The organism is Solwaraspora sp. WMMA2056 (assembly GCF_030345095.1).
Lineage (GTDB): Bacteria > Actinomycetota > Actinomycetes > Mycobacteriales > Micromonosporaceae > Micromonospora_E.
Window position 1 is genome coordinate 6,425,185 of the sequence record NZ_CP128360.1, and the last position, 18,240, is coordinate 6,443,424.

The window sequence follows — 18,240 nt, forward strand, 5'->3', positions numbered from 1 at the left end:
CGCACACCGGCGGTATGACCGGAGCAAACCGGGGTACCAGTACGTATGGCAGCGACCAGGACGCGGAGCAGCCGCATCCGCCCACCGGGTACGTCACCGCGCCGCGACGCCGCCGGACCGTCCGGTGACGTACCGTCCCGGCGGCGCACCGCCGTGGATCGGCCCGACGAAACGCCGCGTACCGCCGCCGTGCGACTGTCGTCACAGCCGATCGTCCGGCTGGTCGGCGAGCTGACCACCGACACCGTGGGGCAACTACGTGACGCGCTGCTCGACTGCCTGGCCGACCGGGCCGCCCCGCTCGGGGTCGACGTCTCCGGGCTGCACGTCGCCGAACCGACGGCGCTGCTGCGCCTCGCCGACGTCCCGCAGACGGTCGCCGACTGGCCCGCCGGCGGCCTGGTCTGCACCGCCCCGCCACCGGGGGCCGGGTCGCTGTGGGCGGCCGCCGGGTTCTCCGTACTGCCGGATCGTCAGCTGGCGTGCGCCCTGCTGGCCGGGGCGCCGGCGGCCCGCGCGCTCGGCGTCGAGCTCGAACCGGTCGCGGGCGCGGCGCGCTCCGCGCGGGCGTTGCTGACCCGCGCCTGCCGACAGTGGGACGTCCCGCAGCTGATCGATCCGGCCGCCCTCGCGTTGACCGAGCTGGTCAACAACGTCGTGGTGCACGCCGGTACGGCGATGTCGGTGCGGATCGGCTACCGCGACGGCTGTCTGCGGCTGTCGGTCCGGGACGGCTCCCCCGGCGCACCGCGACCCGGTTCGCCGGTGTCGCCGACCGCACTCGGTGGGCGGGGGATGTGGCTGGTCGAATCGGTGGCCCGCCGGTGGGGCTGCACCGCACTCGCCGACGGAAAACTGGTCTGGGCCGTGCTCGACCCGGCGGACCGTTCGTGGGAAGGAGCCTGAGGTGGGACGTGTGGTTTCCGGTCCGGCGCGATGGGCGTTGCTGGTGGGTGGCGCGGCGGTGGGGTACCTGATCGGTCGACGGGCCGCCGGTGCCGGGCGCGAGCGCCGTCGCGGCCCGGCGACCGGCCGGGCGGCCCCGGCACCCGGTACGGTCACCGCCCCGGCGTCCGGTTCGGTCGCTCCGGTCCGCCCGGCTGTCGCGCCCGCCGGGCAGCGGCCCGGCGCCGACCTCGGCTACCGCCCGGGCCGCCCGGCCGACAAGGACTTCGCGGCGGACGTGGTCAGCGGCGCGTCGGCGACGACGGCCTCGCATCCGTACGAGGTCCGACCGGGCCGCACCACGGCGAGCCCGGTGGCTCCCGTCGGTGACCCGGTGGTGCCGACCGGCAGCGACGGCGACGGTGGTCCGCCGCCGCTGCGCCGCCGCCCGGACCGGTCCAGCCAGTCCGGGTACGGCGAGTCCGGGTACGGCGAGTCCCGGTAGGGCGAGTCCGCACCCGGTGTGTGACCCGCACACCGACGGGTATTGGGACGGCATGCGTGAAGACGACTTCCCCCGGCCGGTTTCCGACACGGAGTCCGAAGGGATCCCCGAGATCGCCGACGACGACTCGACCGCGTACGACGACGTGGCCAGCGGCCGGGAGGCCGACGGCCCGGACCCGGCGAGCATCCCGGGCGACGTGCCGGTGGCGGTGGACCACTTCGGCAACACCGCGCAGGAGCAGCGCGACGGCGAGTCGTTGGACTACAAGATCGCCCGGGAGTCGTTGCCGGAGCCGGTGACCGATCCGCTCGCCGGTCCGGTCGACCGGGCGCTCGGTGACGAGGCCGACAGCGAGCAGGCCCGTACCCAGGCGCAGCGCGACGCCGATGTGCTCGACCCCGGTCCCTACTCGGATCCCGACTCGCCGGTGTCGGTGTACGACCACGGCCGGCTCGGCGGTGCGGCCGGGGACGGCCTGGTGGGTCGACTGGTCGCCGGCGACGAAGGTGCGCCCACCGACGACGAACCGGACTCGGTGGCGACGGATGCCGGCGCGGCCGGCGGCGGAGCCAGCGCCGAGGAGCTGGCCATCCACGAGACCGAACCACCGGCGGACCGGCCGATCGCCACCTGACCGGAGTGCCGGCCTGTGCTGACCGTCGCCGCCCGCAGGCCGGCTGACCGTCGCCGCCCCGCAGGCCGGCTACTCGTCCAGGCCGCGTTCGATCGCGTACCGGGTGAGTTCCACCCGGTTGTGCAGTTGCAGCTTGCCGAGGGTGTTCTGCACGTGGTTCTGCACCGTCCGGTGGGACAGTCCCAGTCGGGCGGCGATCTGCTTGTACGACAGCCCCTTGGCGACCAGCCGCAGCACCTCGGTCTCCCGGTCGGTCAGCCGTGGTTCGTCGCCGCCGGGTTCCGGGGTGGCGGCCAGCCGGCGGTACTCGCCGAGGACCAGGCCGGCCAGCCCCGGGGTGAACACGGCATCACCGGCGGCGGTCCGCGCCACCGCGTCGAGGAACTCCGCCGGGCTGGCGGATTTCACCAGGTAGCCGGTGGCGCCGGCCTTGACCGCGTCCAGCACCGACTGCTGCTCGCCGCTGGCGGAGAGCATCAGCACCCGGACGCCGGGTCGCGCGGCGTGCAGGCCCCGGATCACCTCGACCCCGGAGACGTCGGGCAGCTGCAGGTCCAGCACGACCACCTGGGGTCGGGCAGCCGCGCAGATCCGTACCGCCTGCCGGCCCTCCCCGGTGGTGGCGACCACGTCGTAACCGGCTTCGGCAAGGTCGCGGGCGACGCCTTCGCGCCACATCGGATGGTCGTCGACCACCATCACCCGGACCGGTGCCGTCGCCTGCTCGTCGGCTGTCATTCGCCGCGCTCCTGTCCCACCACCGTCAGCCGGGCGCCGGGGCCGGCACCCGCAGTTCGATCTCCGTGCCCTCGTCGGGCGCGGAGTGGATCCGTACCGTGCCGCCCACCTCGACGATCCGCCCCCGGATCGACTGGCTCACCCCGAGGCGGCCCTGCGCGGCGGCCTCGGCGAGCCGGCCGGGGGCGATGCCACAGCCGTCGTCCCGGACCGACACGGTAACGGCATCGGGCTCGGCCTCGATGAGCACCCAGGCGCGGGCGTCGGGTCCGCCGTGGCGCAGCGCGTTGTCCAGGGCCGCGCCGACCGCGGCGGCGACCTCGGCGGCGAGGTGTCCGGGGAGCAGCACCGGTTCGGCCGGGGCGGCTACCGAGACCCGGGGGGCGGCGTACCCGGCGACCATGGTCCGCAGGTCGGTCGCGGCACCGGACGGTGCGGCGGCGTCCGCCGCTGGTGCCCCCGCTGGTGCCGTCGGCGGTGCCGTCGGCCGGCTGGTGACCAGGGCCCGCAGCGCCGACTCCTGCTCCCCCGCCAGCCGGGCCAGCTCGCCGGCTTCGCCGTCGAGATGCGCGCCGCGCCGGGCGACCATCGCGAGCACCTGCAGCACCGAGTCGTGGATGTCGCGGGCCAGCCGTTCCCGTTCCCGGGTCGCGGCCGCCAGTTCCCGCGTCGCGGCCTCCAGCTCGACCGCCCGCCGCAGCCGCTGCTCGGCAGTGGCGATCAGCCGGGCGACGTGCCCGACCGCGATGCCGGCCAACAGCATCAGCACCCCGGGCGTCACGGACGACTCGTTGAGCCGGTCCCGTACCGCCAGGTCGGTGGCGGCCAGGACCACGGCGGCGGCGACCCCGAGCCGGCGGCCACCGGTGACCGCCCAGGCCAGCACCGGGCCGGCCAGCCAGGCGACGGCGATGGTAGGCACCCCGTCGGCGAGCGCCGGCCGGCCGATCAGCCACGGGCTGACCAGCAGGGTGGCCAGCGCGACGGCCAGGTCGGTGGCGAGCAGCGGCCAGCGACGCAGCTGACGCCGGGGGTACGCCCAGGTCGCGGTGATTGTCCAGACGATCATCCCGAGCAGTACGGGTGCCGCGAGGAACGGGTGCGCGTAGTCCGCCGCGTTGCGGGCGTAGAGCACCAGCACGTAGCCGAGGGCGGCGAACCGGAAGACCGCGATCGCCCGCCACAGCGGCACGCTCAGGGTTCCGGTGGGGGCAGGGCTGTGACGCACGTGACGACGATGGCACACCTGACCGGGCCGGGGCGGTGTGGGCGGACACGCCGGGTGCGAGATGCAATTCCGAACCGGTCAACGTAGGGTGAGAACGCCGCGAAAGCACCGTACGACCAGCAGCCGGATGGGCCATGACCGACGCAGATCCCCCATCATCGCGTACGGTCGTGCCTATCGACCCGATGGATCTGCTGAGCGAGACCTTCGACCGGGGTCAGGTCACTGACCTGCGGCATCACGTGGCATCGTGCGCCACGTCGGCTGGTATGCGCGGGCAGCGCCTGGACGACTTCGTGCTCGCGGTCAACGAGTTGATCACCAACGCGGTCCGGCACGGCGGCGGCCGGGGGTGGCTGCGGATGTGGCGCGACGCGCAGTCGATGTTCTGCGAGGTCTCCGACAACGGGGCCGGCATCGGCTCGGACCGGCTGCGCCGCCGGGACCGTCCCGCCCCGAACACCGCCGGCGGCTGGGGGCTGTGGCTGACCGAGCGGCTCACCGACACGATGGCCGTCGCCACCGGGCCGGAGGGCACCACGGTACGGATCAGCCTCGGGCTGTCCGACACCGGCGCCGACGCTGACGATCCGGTCAGCCGAACAGGGCGCTGACCTCAGCCGAACAGGGCGCTGACCGATTCGCCGTTGTGGATCCGGCGCATCGCCTCGGCCAGGGCCGGCGCGACCGACAGCACCTGCAGCTTCGGCACCCGCTTGCCCGCCGGGATCGGCACCGTGTTGGTGCAGACGATCTCCAGTACGCCGTCCTGGCTGCTCAACCGGTCCAACGCCCCGCTGGAGAACAGCCCGTGGGTGCAGGCGATGCGGATCGACCGGACCTTGAGGTCCCGCAGGTGGTCGATGAGTTCGATCACCGTACTGCCCTTGGCGATCTCGTCGTCGAGGACGATCACGTCGCGGTCGACGACGTCGCCGATCACCGCGCTGATCTGCACCCGGTCGTCGCTGAACCGCTGCTTGGCGCCGGCCGCGACCGGGGTGCCGAGCATCCGGGCGAACGCGGCGGCCTCCTTGGCGTTGCCCAGGTCCGGCGAGACGACCACCGTGTCGGTCAGGTCGTGGTTGCGGAAATGCGCGGCCAGCTCCCGCAGCGCGTGCAGGTGGTCGACGGGCACGCTGAAGAAGCCGTGCACCTGCGGGGAGTGCAGGGTCATCGCCAGCACCCGGTCGGCGCCGGCGGAGACCAGCAGATCGGCGACGAGCCGGGCACCGATCGAGATCCGCGGGGCGTCCTTCTTGTCGGACCGGGCGTACGCGTAGTGCGGCAGCACCACGGTGATCCGCCCGGCCGAGGCGCCCCGGGCGGCGTCGAGCATCAGCAACAGCTCCACCAGGTGCTCCTGCACCGGCGGCACCAGCGGCTGGATCAGGAAGACGTCCCGCTCTCGGCAGTTGGCCTGCAACTGCACCTCGAGGCAGTCGTTGGCGAACCGGGAGACCCGCACCGGGTGCAGCGGTACGTCCAGATGGGTGCAGATCTCCGCAGCCAGCTCGGGGTGGGCACTGCCACTGAACACCGCGATGTCACGCACCAGGTGATCGTAGGTCAGGCCGGGCGGGCGTGCCCGACGCGACCCCGGGCCGGGCTCGGCCGAGTCGATGCCGGGCTCAGCCGAGTTGCTTGCGGACGAACTCGATCGACAACTGGTCGAAGTGCGCCCGGCCGCCCTCGTGGCCGTCCCACTCGTACACCTCGATCTCCTTCGGGCCGGCGTACGCGTGGTAGGCGGCGAAGACCGTCGACGGCGGGCAGGTCTGGTCCATCAGCGCGGCGCTGAACAGCGCCGGGGCGCTCGCCCACGGCACCAGGTGGGCGGCGTCGACGTAGTCGACCGTGGCGAACGCCGCCGCCGCCCGTTCCGGCTGGATTCGGCAGAACCGGACCAGTTCGTTGTACGGATCCGCGTCGGTGATCGTCACCGCCCGCCGGATCTGGCACAGGAACGGCACCCGGGACACCACCGCGCCGACCCGGTCACCGGCGAGCGCGGCGGCGGCCAGCGCCAGCCCGCCGCCCTGACTGGTGCCGACCACGGCAAGCCGGGAGCCGTCGACGCCGGGCAGTTCGGGGGCGATCTCCACGGCGCGGGCGGCGTCGGTGATCAGCCGCCGGTAGTAGTAGCCGGCCGGATCCAGCACGCCCCGGGTCAGGTAGCCGGGGGTCGTCGGCCCGGAGCCGTCCGGTCCGGCGTCCGGGGTGTCGCCGCCCCGCCACGACCCGCCCTGGCCCCGGGTGTCCATCACCAGGTGGGCGAAGCCGGCACTGGCCCAGAGCAGCCATTCGAGCGGACGGCCACGGCCGCCGCCGTACCCGATGAACTCGACGACGACCGGCAGTGGCCCGGCGGCGCCCGACGGGACGTTGAGCCAGCCTTTGATCTCCTGACCGGCGAAGCCGGTGAAGCTCACGTCGTACGTGTCGATCATGCGCAGCGGGGTCGCCACCTGGGTCACGACCGGCGGCGCCGCCATCGACCGGGCGTCGGAGAGCGTGTCGTCCCAGAACGCGCGCAGATCCGCCGGTGGGGACTGCTCGGGCTGGTAGCGCCGCAGCTCATCGAGGGGAAGATCGAACCAGGCCATGGGCGGCACGCTACCAGCGCCAGCGGGGCGGGTGGGGTGCGCTGGCCACGGCCATACTGGCGGGATGACCGTGCAGAGCAGCCCGGCCGCCGCCGGACGGTACATCGCCGCCATCGACCAGGGCACCACCTCGTCGCGTTGCATCGTGTTCGACGCCGACGGCGCGATCGTCACGATGGCGCAGCGCGAACACCGGCAGATCTTCCCCCGCCCCGGCTGGGTCGAGCACGACGCCGAGGAGATCTGGGCCAACGTCGAACAGGTCGTCCGGCAGGCCCTCGCCGACGCTGGAGTCACCGCCGGTGGGTTGGCCGCGATCGGCATCACCAACCAGCGGGAGACCACCGTGGTGTGGGACAAGGTCACCGGCCGGCCGGTGCACCACGCCATCGTCTGGCAGGACACCCGCACCGGGCCGCAACTGCACCGCCTCGGCGACGCCTACGGCGAGCAGCGGCTGCGGGAACGCACCGGGCTGCCGCTGGCGACGTACTTCGCCGGGCCGAAGGCGATGTGGCTGCTCGAACACGTCGACGGGCTGGCCGAGCGGGCACGGCGCGGCGAAGTGCTGTTCGGCACGATGGAATCCTGGCTGATCTGGAAGCTCACCGGCCGGCACGTCACCGACGTCACCAACGCCAGCCGCACCCTGCTGATGGACGTGCACACGCTGCGCTGGGACGAGGAGATCCTGTCCGCGGCGGGCATTCCGGCCGCGATGCTGCCGGAGATCGTTGCGTCGGCCGCGATCTACGGTACGGCGGACGCCGACGTCGCCGGCGGGGCGCTGGCCGGCGTACCGGTGGCCAGCGCCCTCGGTGACCAGCAGGCAGCCCTGTTCGGGCAGACCTGCTTCCAACCCGGCGAGGCCAAATGCACCTACGGCACCGGCAGTTTCCTGCTGCTCAACACCGGTACGAGCGCGGTCACCTCGCAGCACGGGCTGTTGACCACTGTGGCGTACCAGATCGGTGACGCCCCGGCGCACTACGCGCTCGAAGGGGCGATCGCGGTGACCGGGTCGCTGGTGCAGTGGCTGCGTGACAACCTGGGCCTGATCTCCAGCGCGGCGCAGGTCGAGGAGCTGGCCCGCAGCGTCGACGACAACGGCGGCTGCTACATCGTGCCGGCGTTCTCTGGACTGTTCGCCCCGCACTGGCGGGCCGACGCCCGGGGCGTGGTCGCCGGGCTGACCGGCTACATCACCAAGGGCCATCTGGCCAGGGCGGTGCTGGAAGCCTCGGCGTGGCAGACCCGCGAGGTGGTCGACGCGATGAACGCCGACTCGGACGTGGCGCTGCGCCGGCTGCGGGTCGACGGTGGGATGACCGCCAACGGGCTGCTGATGCAGTTCCTCGCCGACGTGCTCGACGTGCCGGTGGTCCGCCCGGCGGTCAGCGAGACGACCTGTCTGGGGGCGGCGTACGCGGCCGGGCTGGCGGTCGGCTTCTGGCCGGACCTGGACACGTTGCGCGCCCAGTGGCGGGCCGACGCGCAGTGGCGGCCGGCGATGGACCCGGCGCACCGCGACCGCGAGTACGCCCAGTGGCGCAAGGCCGTCACCCGCACCCTCGACTGGGTCGACGACCCCGACTGATCCCCCGTCCTTTCTCGGCGATCGGCATCCACGCGCCCGCCCCGGAGACAACCATCACCGTCAACCCGACGAGCGGCACACGCGCAGGCGTTGAATCACGCGTCCCACCTCGCACGCCCCTGCCGAAATCATGATCAACAATCATCACATCGACAGACTTCAGAGTGTTAGTGCGGCACACCTATACAAGATCACCATTCAGTCAACCCCCCATGTGCACAAAAGTTAAGATACGACAAGCTCCCAAATTGCCCAATTGTAGACAGTGAACCTTGCTCAGGTGTGCGATACTCCCTTTAGGAGACAAGCCTACAACGCAAACAACCAATCGGGAATAACTAGATGATCGGCACAATACCCACACCTCATCGCATAGCCATCAAGCTCATCAAATGGACCCTGGTGAGCCTTCTAATTGGCATGCTTCCGGTCCTCTTGAAGGCACTTTTCGTCTTCGCCGACAACCAAGCCTTGACGAAGGCCTCAATACTCGGCAGCGGCGAGCTATTCCTGGTGGCCGCAGGACTAACCGCCAGTGGAGTCGGGGAGATTGTCTTCGAGCTACACTCTCCCGACAGGCCGATGATAATCAACTTATACGTACAGATCACTCGCGCCGCAGCAATAATTATATCGATCGTTATCGTTGCCATTGGCGCCGCCGTCTACGGAAGCGCCAATGGAGCCGAGAGCGTGACGGACAACTACATGAATCTTTCCTGGGGCGTACTTATTGCCGCCTCCCTCTCCAGCCTATCCTGCGTGATTGTCGCCGAACTGAAGTAGGGGAGTCCGACATGGAGCCATTGATGGCCACGCTACTGGCCCTGTCGGCCGCCAGCGTCGCCAACGCCGTCGGCGCGTTCGCCTACTCACTCCGCAAGATGCGGCGCCTAGTTGAACAGCAAAAATACCTCGTGGTCCCAGCCAAGCAGGTACCTCATGACGTGATCCTTTTTGAGGAGCTACGCACCCAACTGTTAAAGAATGCCCTAGACAACGGCATAGGTCCCAAACAGGCGGAAGCCGTGGTATCGGCCACCCTCCAATCGCTCACCGAGAACGCCGACCCGACGGAGGATTCAACCCGTCAAGGCCCAACTGAACCGCCCACATCAAATCGATAGTTTGCCCGAGAGAAGGTCGATCTCGGCCACGTCTCCCGCCGCCACTGGCGCAGCTTGCGGTAGGGCACCTCGTCGACCTCACGGAGGCCGGATAACGGGCGTTGCTCGACGAACACTACAAGATGAAGCCGACGGATAGCAGTTCTCCCAGGAACGTTTCCAGCGACACCTGTTGATAGTGGATTGACGGTGCGCAACCGGCCATCGGAAAATTCACCCAATCGTCGGTGAAGTTGGTCCAGCGACCTGAAAATTGCACCTCTGCCGCTTGCCCGGCCCCGGCGAGTAGACGTGCTGCTGTCCGGCGCGGCGTTCCAGCTCCCACACGTACGACTCGATCTCGTGGCGGGCCGCCGCGCCGGCCGGCAGCCACAACGGCAGGTCACCACCGAACCGTTCGCGATGGACAGCGGCCGGCGGGATGCTGTCGGAATGCCCACCAGCACCGCCTACGAAGACGAGCTCGGCGACCACTTCGCCAGACACGCCGACACCAGCCCGTACAACGCCTACGTCGACCGACCGGCGATGCTCGCCCTCGCCGGAGACGTCGACGGGCAGCGAGTTCTCGACGTCGGTTGCGGGGCCGGGCACTACGCGACGGAGCTGCTGTCGCGCGGTGCCGAGGTCGTCGGGATCGACGGCAGCGCGACGTTGCTGGCGCACGCCCGACGCAGGTTGGGCGACCGGGCCGAACTGCACCGGCACGACGTCGAGGATCCGCTGGACTTCATCGACGACACGTCGTTCGACGGGGTGATCTGCGCGTTGATGCTGCACCACGTCGCCAACCGACGACAGTTGCTCGGCGAGCTACGGCGGGTGCTGCGGCCGGGCGGGTGGCTACTGGCCTCCACGACCCACCCGACCGCCGACTGGCGGCACTTCGGCGGCTCGTACTTCGCCGACGACTGGGTCGATCTTCCACTGGCCGGCGGGCAGATGTCGATCCACTATCAACGGATGACGCTGGAGACGTTCCTGGGCGAACTGCTGGACGCCGGCTTGCGCCTGGAGCGGTTCGTCGAACCACGCCCGGTGCCCAGCCTGCGTGACGTCGACGAGGCGGCCTACCACAAGCTGCACCAGTCGCCGTCCTTCGTCGCCGTCCGACTCCGCCGGCCCTGACCGCCAGGCGGTGGTCCGGTGCCCCGCTGGTCGCGGGGCACCGGACGACACCGTCGAGGGTCAGGGGGCGAGGCGGTGCAGGTCGCGCGGGAAGAGCGTGACCTGCCGGATGTTCGGTACGCCGAGCAGCCGGGCCACGAACCGCTCCAACCCGAACGCGAAGCCGCCGTGCGGTGGCATGCCGTACCGCATCGCGTCCAGATAACCGGCGTACGGGGTCAGGTCGGTCTCGCCCCGCTCGGCGAGCGCGTCGACGTAGTCGCCGTACCGGTGCAGCCGTTGCCCGCCGCTGACCAGCTCCACGCCCCGGAAGATCAGGTCGATCGCACGCGAGTAGCCGGGCCGGCCCGGGTCCGGGTGGGTGTAGAACGCCCGGTGCCGGGTCGGGTAGCCCTCGACGAAGACGAAGTCGCTGCCGTGCTCGCGCAGCGCCCACTCCCCCAGCCAGCGTTCGTGCTCCGGGGCCAGGTCCGGCTCCCCGGTGACGTCCCGGCCGGTCGCCGCGCTGATCATGTCGAGGGCGTCGGCGAAGTGCACGATCACCGGCTCGGCCGGCAACGCCGGCAGCCGTACGTCGAGCAGCTCCAGCGCCGGCCCGGCGCGCTCGGTGACCGCCGCCAGCATGCCGGCGACGGTGGCGTGGCAGGCGGCGATCACGTCCCGGTGGTCGTCGACGAAGCCGAGTTCGGCGTCGAGCGACGTGTACGCGGCCAGGTGCCGGGCGGTGTCACTCGGCTCGGCCCGGAACACCGGCCCCACCTCGAAAACCCGCTCGAAGACACCCACCATGATCTGCTTGTAGAGCTGCGGGGACTGGGCAAGATAGGCCCGGCGGCCGAAGTAGTCCAGGGCGAAGACGTTCGCGCCGCTCTCGGTCGCCGTACCGACGATCTTCGGGGTGTGGATCTCGACGAACCCCATCGTCGTGAGTGTTTTTCGGAAGCCGGCGACGGTGGCGGCCGCGATCCGGTGCGTGGCGGCCAGCTTCGGGTGCCGCAGCGCGACCGGCGCGTGGTCCAGGATCGTCGGCAGGTTCGCCCGCAGGTCCGGCCGATAAAGATCAAACGGTACGGGTGCCGCCGGGTCGGACAGCGGCGTGATCGTCGGACCGGTCACCTCCACGCCACCGGGGGCGGCCGGCTGGGCGGTCGCGGTGCCGGTGACGGCGACGACGGTTTCCTCCGGCAGTTGTTCGAGCTGGGCCCGTACCGCCGGGTCGGTGACGACGACCTGGGCGAGCCCGGCGGCGTCGCGCAGGATCAGGAAAGCGACGGATTTCAGCAGCCGCCGCCGGTGAATCCAGCCGGCCAGCCGTACGGGCTGGCCAACGTGGGCTGGTAGATGAGCGGAAAGGATGCGTTGCATGGTGGTGACCTCCTCCGGTGTGCGCAACGCGTCCCCAGAGAGGCGTGGGCGAGCGGGATCCTCGCGGTGCCACCACACCTTCGCCGCACCGCGTGGTGAACGCGGCACAGCCTTCGCTTACCCGTGACGTGGGCGAGGCGGCGGGAGTCTACTGAGCCCGACGCTGCCGCCGGGCCGTTCTTTCCCGCAGCTCAGGAGGGTCTTCACGGCTGGGCCGGAGTCCGCCCTCTCAGCTGTGGGCGGCTCTCTGTCACTCCGGTGGGCGCAACCGCTACTCGGCTCCGTCGTCGCTGTTGCCCACAGACGCTAGCGGTACGGCGTCCGCGTCCGCATCCGGATTCCGACCGGTCAGACACGGTCCGCACGTCGGACCCGCAGCCCGGTCACCGCCGCGATCGTGTCGAAGTCGTTGTCGATGTGTAGAACGGTCAGACCCCAGGCTTGCGCGGTGGCAGCGATGAGAAGATCGACTACCGACGGCCCTTTGTGGTTCCCAAGGTTGACCAGCTCGTGTTGGGTACGTTCGACGAAGCCCCAGGCGCTGTCCGGCACGGGATGCCAGGCGAACAGTGAGCGGAGGGTGGCCTGCAGTTGATCACGGTCTGCCTTGCTGGCCACCGCCCGAGTCAGCTCCGCCTCGACAGGAGGACAGACCGCGACGAGGCCAGCACGGACCGCGTCGAGCCACTGCGGAGCGATGTCCTGTCTCCGTCGAAGGCGGACCACCATCGAGGTGTCGGCCAGGTAGGTCACGCCGCGATGTCCTTGTGATCGTCAGCCTCGTCCTGCTCGATGAGGTCGACATCGAGCCGGCCGAGTAGCTCACGGAAGGACTCCAGCAACTCGGCACGACGGTTGGCATCGACAGCGGCGGCCAGCTCAAGCGCGGCGTTCACCGTGTCCCGCTTGGTGGTGGTCCGCAGGGCACGCTGGGCGCGGAGCAGCATCTCGTCGTCGACGTCGATCACAGTGCGACTCATATATCTCACCCACCTGCTAGATATCGAGGTATCAGCCTAGCATCGTCTCCATCGTCGGTGTTGCCGCTGGCCGTAGCCGCCCGTTATACGGCACGCCCGGGTCGTCAGCCATCTCCAGAGCTGCTACGTAGCCGGCTTGCGCCAGACAGATACGTGTTTCTCGCTGTCGGAGGTGAACGGCGAGCCGTCCCAGTCCGCTACCCGCCGCTCCAGCACCAGGCCGGCAAGTTTGGCCATCAGATCGCACTCGGCCGGCCAGATGTAGCGGAAGTTGCTGCACCCGTAGCTGGCGCTGCCGTCGTCGCTGCGTCGGTAGTGGTGCGAGGTGCCCTGCTGGGTGACCATGTCGTAGGTGTCGAAGCCGACGTGCCGGTCCGTCACCTCGAACGGCACCGCCGTCTGCCCTGGCGGGAACCGCCGGATGCCCGGCACCCACAACTCGATGACGAAGCGCCCGCCGGGCGTCAGGTGCCGGGCGGCGTTGCGGAAGCATTCCACCTGCTCGTCCTGCGTACGCAGGTTGCCGATGCTGTTGTAGACGACGTACACCAGGGAAAACCGCCCCGGAATCGTCGCCGTCGCCATGTCACCGACGACAACCGGCAGGTCTTCGACCAGCGGGACCTTGCGGCGCAACTGATCGACCATCGGCTGCGACAGCTCGATCCCGCTCACCGAAATACCCTTCGCGGACAGCGGGATCGCCACCCGGCCGGTGCCGATCGCGAACTCCAGCGCAGGGCGGCCTGCGCCGGCCAGCTGCGCCAGAAACTCCACCGTCGGCGCAAGCACGTGCGGAGCGAACATTTCTGCCGAAGTGCGGTCGTACCCCTGGGCTGTCTGCTCGTCCCACAGGTCGCTGCTCGTCATGGGCGCGATCCTGCACATGCCTGCCGGCTCCGCGCCAACCATTTACGATGTTTGATCAACACCGAGGTGACGCTGGCGCACCTCAAAATCGCGAAATGAGGTACGTCAGCGTCACCTCGACGCAGCGGGACAGTGCCCCGGTGTTCGCGGGGGTCTGGGTAGGGTCGGCGTCGTGACCGTAGCGCGCTCCCTCGTCCTGTTCGTCTTGGCCGCAGTCGCCGAGATCGGTGGGGCCTGGCTGATCTGGCAGGGCTGGCGGGAGCACCGTGGCCTGCTGTGGATCGCCGCCGGGGTGATGGCGCTCGGCCTGTACGGGTTCGCGGCGTCGCTGCAGCCGGATCCGAACTTCGGCCGGATCCTCGCCGCATATGGTGGTGTCTTCGTCGCCGGTTCACTCGCCTGGGGCGTCGTGGTGGACAAGTTCCGCCCTGATCGCTGGGACATCACCGGCGCGGCGATCTGCCTGATCGGCGTCGCCGTCATCATGTACGCCCCACGCGGCTGAGCCAGCGCTTCTTCTTGAGTCGGATGCGCGACTGGACCGGCGTAGCGGGCGGAAACGACGGTGGCGACAGGGCAAGCTGCTGCGATGTCCCGCCCCGCCACGGTGCCCCGCGAGCTGAGCTTCGAGCCGTTCTCCGGCAGCCGCGCCATCGCCGCCGGCCTGATCACCCGACGGATGCTCAACGGGCCGTCCTGGCGCCGCATCCTCCCCGACGTATATGTACACGTTGACTCGTACGACCCCGACGACCACCGGATGTGGTGCGTGGCCGCCGCCGCACGGCTGCCGCCCGACGCGGCGATCCACGAGCTCAGCGCGGCCTATCTGTGGGGGATCGACCTCCTGCCGCTAAGCGGTCCCGGGCAGGTGGTGGTGCCGGTACACATTGCCCTGCCGAAAACGGCCAGGCGGTACTCACACCCAAGAGTAAAGTCCGCATACCGGACACTCGCCCCTGACGACATCACGTCCTTGACCGGACTCCCCTTGACCACTGGAGTCCGTACCGCGTTCGACCTGGGTCGCTCGCTGCCGCGCGCCGACGCGCTCGGCGCCCTCGACGCCGTCCTGCGCCGCCGCGTCGTCACGCGTAGGCAGCTCGCGGCGTACATCGACACCCGCCCCGGGCTGCGCGGCCTGCACCAGGTCCGGGAACTCCTCGCCCTCGCCGAGCCGTTGAGCGAATCGCCGATGGAGAGCCGACTCCGCCTGCTGCTGCACGACGCCGGCCTGCCAAAACCAACGTCGCAGTACGAGGTGCGAGACGCCCCGCTGGGTAGGCAGGGGCGTTTTATCGCGCGGGTCGACCTGGCTTACCCGCAGTGGCGGATCGCCATCGAGTACGAGGGTGACCACCACCGGGAGCGGGCGACGTTCCGCAAGGACGTGTACCGCTTCAACGCGCTCCGGGAAGCCGGATGGCTTGCGCTCCGCTTCACCGCCGACGACGTCCTCCGACGAAAAGAACAAGTGGTGCGAAAGGTCCGGGACGCGATCGCCGAACGCACCACCTGACCACATCGCGCCCGTCGAGGTGACGCTGACGCACGCTATTTTCGCGTTTTAGCGTGCGTCAGCGTCACCTCGACGGCGGAGCGCCGTCACGAAGCCAGACCAGGAGTCGCTAGAAAAGGACAACACCGGACCGTACGGATCCTTCGAGTCCCGCACCGCGACGCCGAGTGCACCAGAGACACCATGATCAGCCACGCCAGCCACCTCGACACAGTTGGAGTTGGAACCGCTGCGGCTCGACTTGCGCCACGCCAAGTCCACTGGCAGGTCGGCTGCGTTCATCCTCGCCTCACTCACGCTCGTGTTCTGCCGCGAGCCGGGCCACCAGGTCGATCGACTCGGCAGGGCTCAGCGCCACCGTGAGCAGCCTATCCACTTCATCGCGAAAGAAGATCACCTGCTCGGGCTCCTCCAGGAACAGCCCGGAGATCTTGTGCTCAAGGTGCACGACCGTCTGGCTGCGCGGGAAGTCGAGGATGGCGAACGCGCCGTCCAGTCCCGTGTAGCCGCCGACCGACGACGGCACGACCTGCAGGGTGACGTTCGGGCGGTCGGCGGCATCCACGAGATGTCGCAGTTGCCGACCCATCACCCACGGACCGCCGAGCGGCCGACGAAGCGCCGACTCGTCCAGGATCGCGTGCAGCGCCGGTGGTTCGGACCTCGCAAGGATGGCCTGGCGTCCGAGCCGAGCGGTGACTCTGGTCTGCGCGTCGGCCTCCGGAACGCCACAACCTCGCAATACCGCCCTGGTGTAGTCGGGGGTCTGCAGCAGCCCTGGCACGAGCAGCGGTTCGAAGTCGAAGATCGCTGACGCCTCGGCCTCCAGCTGGATCAACGTCCGGGACTCGGCCGGAAGGCCTCCCAGCACCTCCCACCAGCCGGGCTCGGAGCGCTCCGACATGGCGAGCAGCCGCTGCCGTTCCTCACCGGCGACACCGTAGATGACCAGCAGGGATGCGACGTCCTCCAGCTTGCTGCCCTGCCGACCGGTCTCCATCCTGGACAACTTCGACGCCGGCCAGCCGAGACTCGCCGCCACCCCACGAACGCTCAGCTTCCGACTCCGCCGCAGCGCGCGTAGTTCGCCAGCGAGTCCACGAATGGCGATGGTGGGCGGCGTCGGCTTGGTCATCGAAATCCTCCTGTCCCCAACCTCTTGACACGAGGCTACCGCCGTAGCCATCTTGAATGCAACGTTGCTTTCCAGAGAGCCACAGCCTGAGCGAGGTGAGCCTGTGATGTTGGTGAAGGTGCGGGCGTACGACCCGGCGGACAGCCCCGGGCCGATCCCGTCGGTGATCGACCACTTTCGGCCTGGCCCGGAGCTGCCCGAACAGCTCAGCGAGGCGGAGCACACCGCAGCCCGCTACACGGTGATCCTGGTGCCGCCGAAGGAGGCGGAGATTCTCGACCTCGGCCGGGAGAACCCGGGACTCAAGCTCTACCTGGACCACCACTGGGAGGCGGACGTATCCGACCTCGACGAGGCTGCGACGCTGATCTCCGAGCACTGCGGCAAGCCGGTCACGCTGGTCGAGCACCGGGCCGACCTCTGCTACTGGACGGCGTACGTGGAGCTGCCCTACGCCGACGGCGAGAGCTGACGCGCCGCCCGGCAGGCGAACCGCGTACTGACGAACGGCTGCCGGGCTGGCCGTGATCGGCCAGCCCGGCAACGTACAGCGCTGTTTCTCAGGGCGACGGCGTGCGGTGGGCCCGGACGACGAAGTCGTGGATGGTCAACTGCTTCGAGTCATGGTGCACGTCACGGGTACGGGACTCCGCGACGGCCACCTCCCACTGGGCTTCGGGGAGAGAGCCGATAACGGCGTCCATACCGATCGACGCGGCCTTCGGGGCGTGGGCCGCCGAGTGGGTGTCGGCGTGGTCGTGGCCGACGACCAGCAGCGTCCCGCCGGGGGCGACGGCGGCGGCCAGCCGTGCCACGAACTGGTCGAACGGCAGGTCGGGGTGCACGTACTGGCTGGTCACCAGGTCGTAGCGCTGCGACGGCTCCCAGCTGGTCAGGTCGGCGGTGAGCCAGGTGATCCGCTGCGCGACGCCCGGTTCCTGCTGCGCGGCGAGCTTCTGGGCGCGGCCGACCGCTGTCGACGAGGCGTCGACTGCGGTCACCTGCCAGCCCCGGCCGGCGAGCCAGATCGCGTCGGCGCCGGTGCCGCAGCCCGCGTCGAGCGCCGTACCGGGGGGCAGGTCCGCAACCTCGGCGACCAGCTGCGGTCCTGGCGAGACGTGTCCCGTCGGGTGTGCCTGATAGTGCTGCTCCCACCAGTCGGCACTGAACGCGGGATGGCCCGCGTGGGTCTCGTTGGTCATGCTTCGACGGTAGTGAGCCTCCCGGTAATCGGAAGAGTTCATGCGGTTTCCGCAAGAAGGCGCCGTACATCGGCAGGGCCCGCCGCCGGACGCGCCTAGCATGGTGGGCGTGTCAGGGGTCGAGCTTTCCGACGTGGTCCGGCAGCGCATCCGTGGCCTGCGGCAGGCGCGCGGGTGGAGTCTCGACTCCCTTGCCGCCCGGTGCCACCTGAGCCCGTCCACGCTGAGCCGCATCGAGACCGGCCACCGGCGGATCGACCTCGACCAGCTCGTCGCCCTGGCCCGGGCGCTCGACACCACGATCGACCAGCTCGTCGAGCCGGTCGACGATGCCGACGTGATCATCCGGCCGATGAAGCACCAGGAGCCGGGTCTGGCCACCTGGGTGTTGTCGCGCGGCTCAAGCCAGCCCGGCGGCAGCATGGTGGCGAAGATGCGGATCACTCCGGAGCGCCGTACCGGTCCGGGGCATCTGAGCGTGCACCCCGGGCGGGAGTGGTTCTTCGTACTCAGCGGCACCGCACTGCTGCACCTGGGTGAGCGGCAGATCCCGGTCGGCCAAGGGAACGCGGCAGAGTTCTCCACGATGATCCCGCACTCCATCGGCGCGGTGAACGGGCCGGTGGAGATCCTCACCATCTTCGACCAGGACGGCGAGCGGGCACACGCACAGTCGTCGGGCGACGCCCCAACCAGTTAGTCTTGCCATTCCTGCAAG

The 18,240-nt window shown here is 70.0% G+C and carries 23 protein-coding genes; 12 read left to right on the plus strand and 11 right to left on the minus strand.

The window, feature by feature from the left end; genetic code table 11:
• Positions 1-45: 45 nt before the first annotated feature.
• From O7608_RS29160 to O7608_RS29170, 3 genes are read left to right on the plus strand one after another with little or no spacing between them, the layout of a single operon-like run.
• A complete protein-coding gene (locus O7608_RS29160) occupies positions 46-906 on the plus strand; it encodes an ATP-binding protein (protein WP_289207593.1) in 861 nt (286 codons plus the stop codon).
• Between the two features lies 1 nt (position 907).
• Entirely contained in the window at positions 908-1,390 is a 483-nt protein-coding gene (locus O7608_RS29165) for a hypothetical protein (protein ID WP_289207594.1), read from the plus strand.
• A gap of 52 nt (positions 1,391-1,442) precedes the next feature.
• Positions 1,443-2,027 carry a DUF5709 domain-containing protein gene (locus O7608_RS29170; protein WP_289207595.1) on the plus strand — a complete coding sequence of 195 codons (585 nt, stop codon included), beginning with the start codon at positions 1,443-1,445 and terminating at the stop codon, positions 2,025-2,027.
• A gap of 69 nt (positions 2,028-2,096) precedes the next feature.
• Here the strand turns inward: O7608_RS29170 and O7608_RS29175 are convergent, their stop codons facing one another.
• Together O7608_RS29175 and macS are read right to left on the minus strand one after the other, a co-directional pair.
• Entirely contained in the window at positions 2,097-2,765 is a 669-nt protein-coding gene (locus tag O7608_RS29175) for a response regulator (RefSeq protein ID WP_289207596.1), read from the minus strand.
• Between the two features lie 25 nt (positions 2,766-2,790).
• Entirely contained in the window at positions 2,791-3,993 is a 1,203-nt protein-coding gene (gene macS / locus O7608_RS29180; RefSeq protein ID WP_289207597.1) for a MacS family sensor histidine kinase, read from the minus strand.
• A gap of 134 nt (positions 3,994-4,127) precedes the next feature.
• On the opposite strand from macS, the gene O7608_RS29185 reads away from it, so the two are divergent.
• Positions 4,128-4,607, plus strand: coding sequence for an ATP-binding protein (locus O7608_RS29185; protein ID WP_289207598.1), 480 nt, complete (start codon positions 4,128-4,130; stop codon positions 4,605-4,607).
• Between the two features lie 2 nt (positions 4,608-4,609).
• Here O7608_RS29185 and O7608_RS29190 read toward each other — a convergent pair whose 3' ends face one another.
• Positions 4,610-5,548, minus strand: a complete 939-nt coding sequence (locus O7608_RS29190; RefSeq protein WP_289207599.1) for a ribose-phosphate diphosphokinase — start codon at positions 5,546-5,548, stop codon at positions 4,610-4,612.
• 76 nt (positions 5,549-5,624) lie between these two features.
• On the minus strand, positions 5,625-6,599 hold the full coding sequence (locus O7608_RS29195) for an acetylxylan esterase (RefSeq protein ID WP_289207600.1): 975 nt from the start codon (positions 6,597-6,599) through the stop codon (positions 5,625-5,627).
• A 64-nt stretch (positions 6,600-6,663) separates the two neighbouring features.
• Between O7608_RS29195 and glpK the strand changes: the two genes are divergently transcribed.
• The 4 genes from glpK to O7608_RS29215 all read left to right on the plus strand — a co-directional run bounded on the left by glpK (position 6,664) and on the right by O7608_RS29215 (position 10,451).
• On the plus strand, positions 6,664-8,196 hold the full coding sequence (gene glpK, locus O7608_RS29200; protein ID WP_289207601.1) for a glycerol kinase GlpK: 1,533 nt from the start codon (positions 6,664-6,666) through the stop codon (positions 8,194-8,196).
• Positions 8,197-8,538: 342 nt separating this feature from the next.
• Positions 8,539-8,982: a hypothetical protein gene (locus O7608_RS29205; protein WP_289207602.1), complete on the plus strand. Its 444-nt coding sequence runs from the start codon at positions 8,539-8,541 to the stop codon at positions 8,980-8,982.
• 23 nt (positions 8,983-9,005) lie between these two features.
• Positions 9,006-9,323 carry a hypothetical protein gene (locus O7608_RS29210; protein WP_289207603.1) on the plus strand — a complete coding sequence of 106 codons (318 nt, stop codon included), beginning with the start codon at positions 9,006-9,008 and terminating at the stop codon, positions 9,321-9,323.
• Positions 9,324-9,755: 432 nt separating this feature from the next.
• Positions 9,756-10,451: a class I SAM-dependent methyltransferase gene (locus tag O7608_RS29215; RefSeq protein ID WP_289207604.1), complete on the plus strand. Its 696-nt coding sequence runs from the start codon at positions 9,756-9,758 to the stop codon at positions 10,449-10,451.
• 60 nt (positions 10,452-10,511) lie between these two features.
• Here O7608_RS29215 and aspS read toward each other — a convergent pair whose 3' ends face one another.
• The 4 genes from aspS to O7608_RS29235 all read right to left on the minus strand — a co-directional run bounded on the left by aspS (position 10,512) and on the right by O7608_RS29235 (position 13,708).
• Positions 10,512-11,816 carry an aspartate--tRNA(Asn) ligase gene (aspS, locus tag O7608_RS29220; RefSeq protein ID WP_289207605.1) on the minus strand — a complete coding sequence of 435 codons (1,305 nt, stop codon included), beginning with the start codon at positions 11,814-11,816 and terminating at the stop codon, positions 10,512-10,514.
• A 348-nt stretch (positions 11,817-12,164) separates the two neighbouring features.
• The gene (locus O7608_RS29225) at positions 12,165-12,569 is read right to left on the minus strand and encodes a PIN domain-containing protein (RefSeq protein WP_289207606.1); all 405 of its coding nucleotides are present in this window, start codon (positions 12,567-12,569) and stop codon (positions 12,165-12,167) included.
• The gene (locus tag O7608_RS29230) at positions 12,566-12,796 is read right to left on the minus strand and encodes a type II toxin-antitoxin system VapB family antitoxin (RefSeq protein WP_289207607.1); all 231 of its coding nucleotides are present in this window, start codon (positions 12,794-12,796) and stop codon (positions 12,566-12,568) included. Before O7608_RS29230 ends, O7608_RS29225 begins: the two co-directional genes overlap by 4 nt.
• A 123-nt stretch (positions 12,797-12,919) precedes the next feature.
• Positions 12,920-13,708 (minus strand): class I SAM-dependent DNA methyltransferase, encoded by a 789-nt coding sequence (locus O7608_RS29235; protein ID WP_289207608.1) that lies wholly within the window; start codon positions 13,706-13,708, stop codon positions 12,920-12,922.
• A gap of 130 nt (positions 13,709-13,838) precedes the next feature.
• Between O7608_RS29235 and O7608_RS29240 the strand changes: the two genes are divergently transcribed.
• The gene (locus O7608_RS29240; protein ID WP_289207609.1) at positions 13,839-14,171 is read left to right on the plus strand and encodes a YnfA family protein; all 333 of its coding nucleotides are present in this window, start codon (positions 13,839-13,841) and stop codon (positions 14,169-14,171) included.
• 84 nt (positions 14,172-14,255) lie between these two features.
• Positions 14,256-15,185, plus strand: coding sequence for an endonuclease domain-containing protein (locus tag O7608_RS29245; RefSeq protein ID WP_289207610.1), 930 nt, complete (start codon positions 14,256-14,258; stop codon positions 15,183-15,185).
• Positions 15,186-15,233: 48 nt separating this feature from the next.
• Here the strand turns inward: O7608_RS29245 and O7608_RS29250 are convergent, their stop codons facing one another.
• Positions 15,234-15,467: a DUF397 domain-containing protein gene (locus O7608_RS29250; RefSeq protein ID WP_289207611.1), complete on the minus strand. Its 234-nt coding sequence runs from the start codon at positions 15,465-15,467 to the stop codon at positions 15,234-15,236.
• Positions 15,468-15,474: 7 nt separating this feature from the next.
• Complete coding sequence (locus tag O7608_RS29255; protein WP_289207612.1) at positions 15,475-16,320, minus strand: helix-turn-helix domain-containing protein; 846 nt, start codon at positions 16,318-16,320, stop codon at positions 15,475-15,477.
• Between the two features lie 106 nt (positions 16,321-16,426).
• Between O7608_RS29255 and O7608_RS29260 the strand changes: the two genes are divergently transcribed.
• Positions 16,427-16,792: a hypothetical protein gene (locus O7608_RS29260; protein ID WP_289207613.1), complete on the plus strand. Its 366-nt coding sequence runs from the start codon at positions 16,427-16,429 to the stop codon at positions 16,790-16,792.
• An 88-nt stretch (positions 16,793-16,880) separates the two neighbouring features.
• Here the strand turns inward: O7608_RS29260 and O7608_RS29265 are convergent, their stop codons facing one another.
• On the minus strand, positions 16,881-17,522 hold the full coding sequence (locus O7608_RS29265) for a class I SAM-dependent methyltransferase (protein ID WP_289207614.1): 642 nt from the start codon (positions 17,520-17,522) through the stop codon (positions 16,881-16,883).
• A gap of 109 nt (positions 17,523-17,631) precedes the next feature.
• Between O7608_RS29265 and O7608_RS29270 the strand changes: the two genes are divergently transcribed.
• Positions 17,632-18,222 (plus strand): helix-turn-helix domain-containing protein, encoded by a 591-nt coding sequence (locus O7608_RS29270; protein WP_421357467.1) that lies wholly within the window; start codon positions 17,632-17,634, stop codon positions 18,220-18,222.
• The last annotated feature ends 18 nt before the right edge of the window (positions 18,223-18,240 follow it).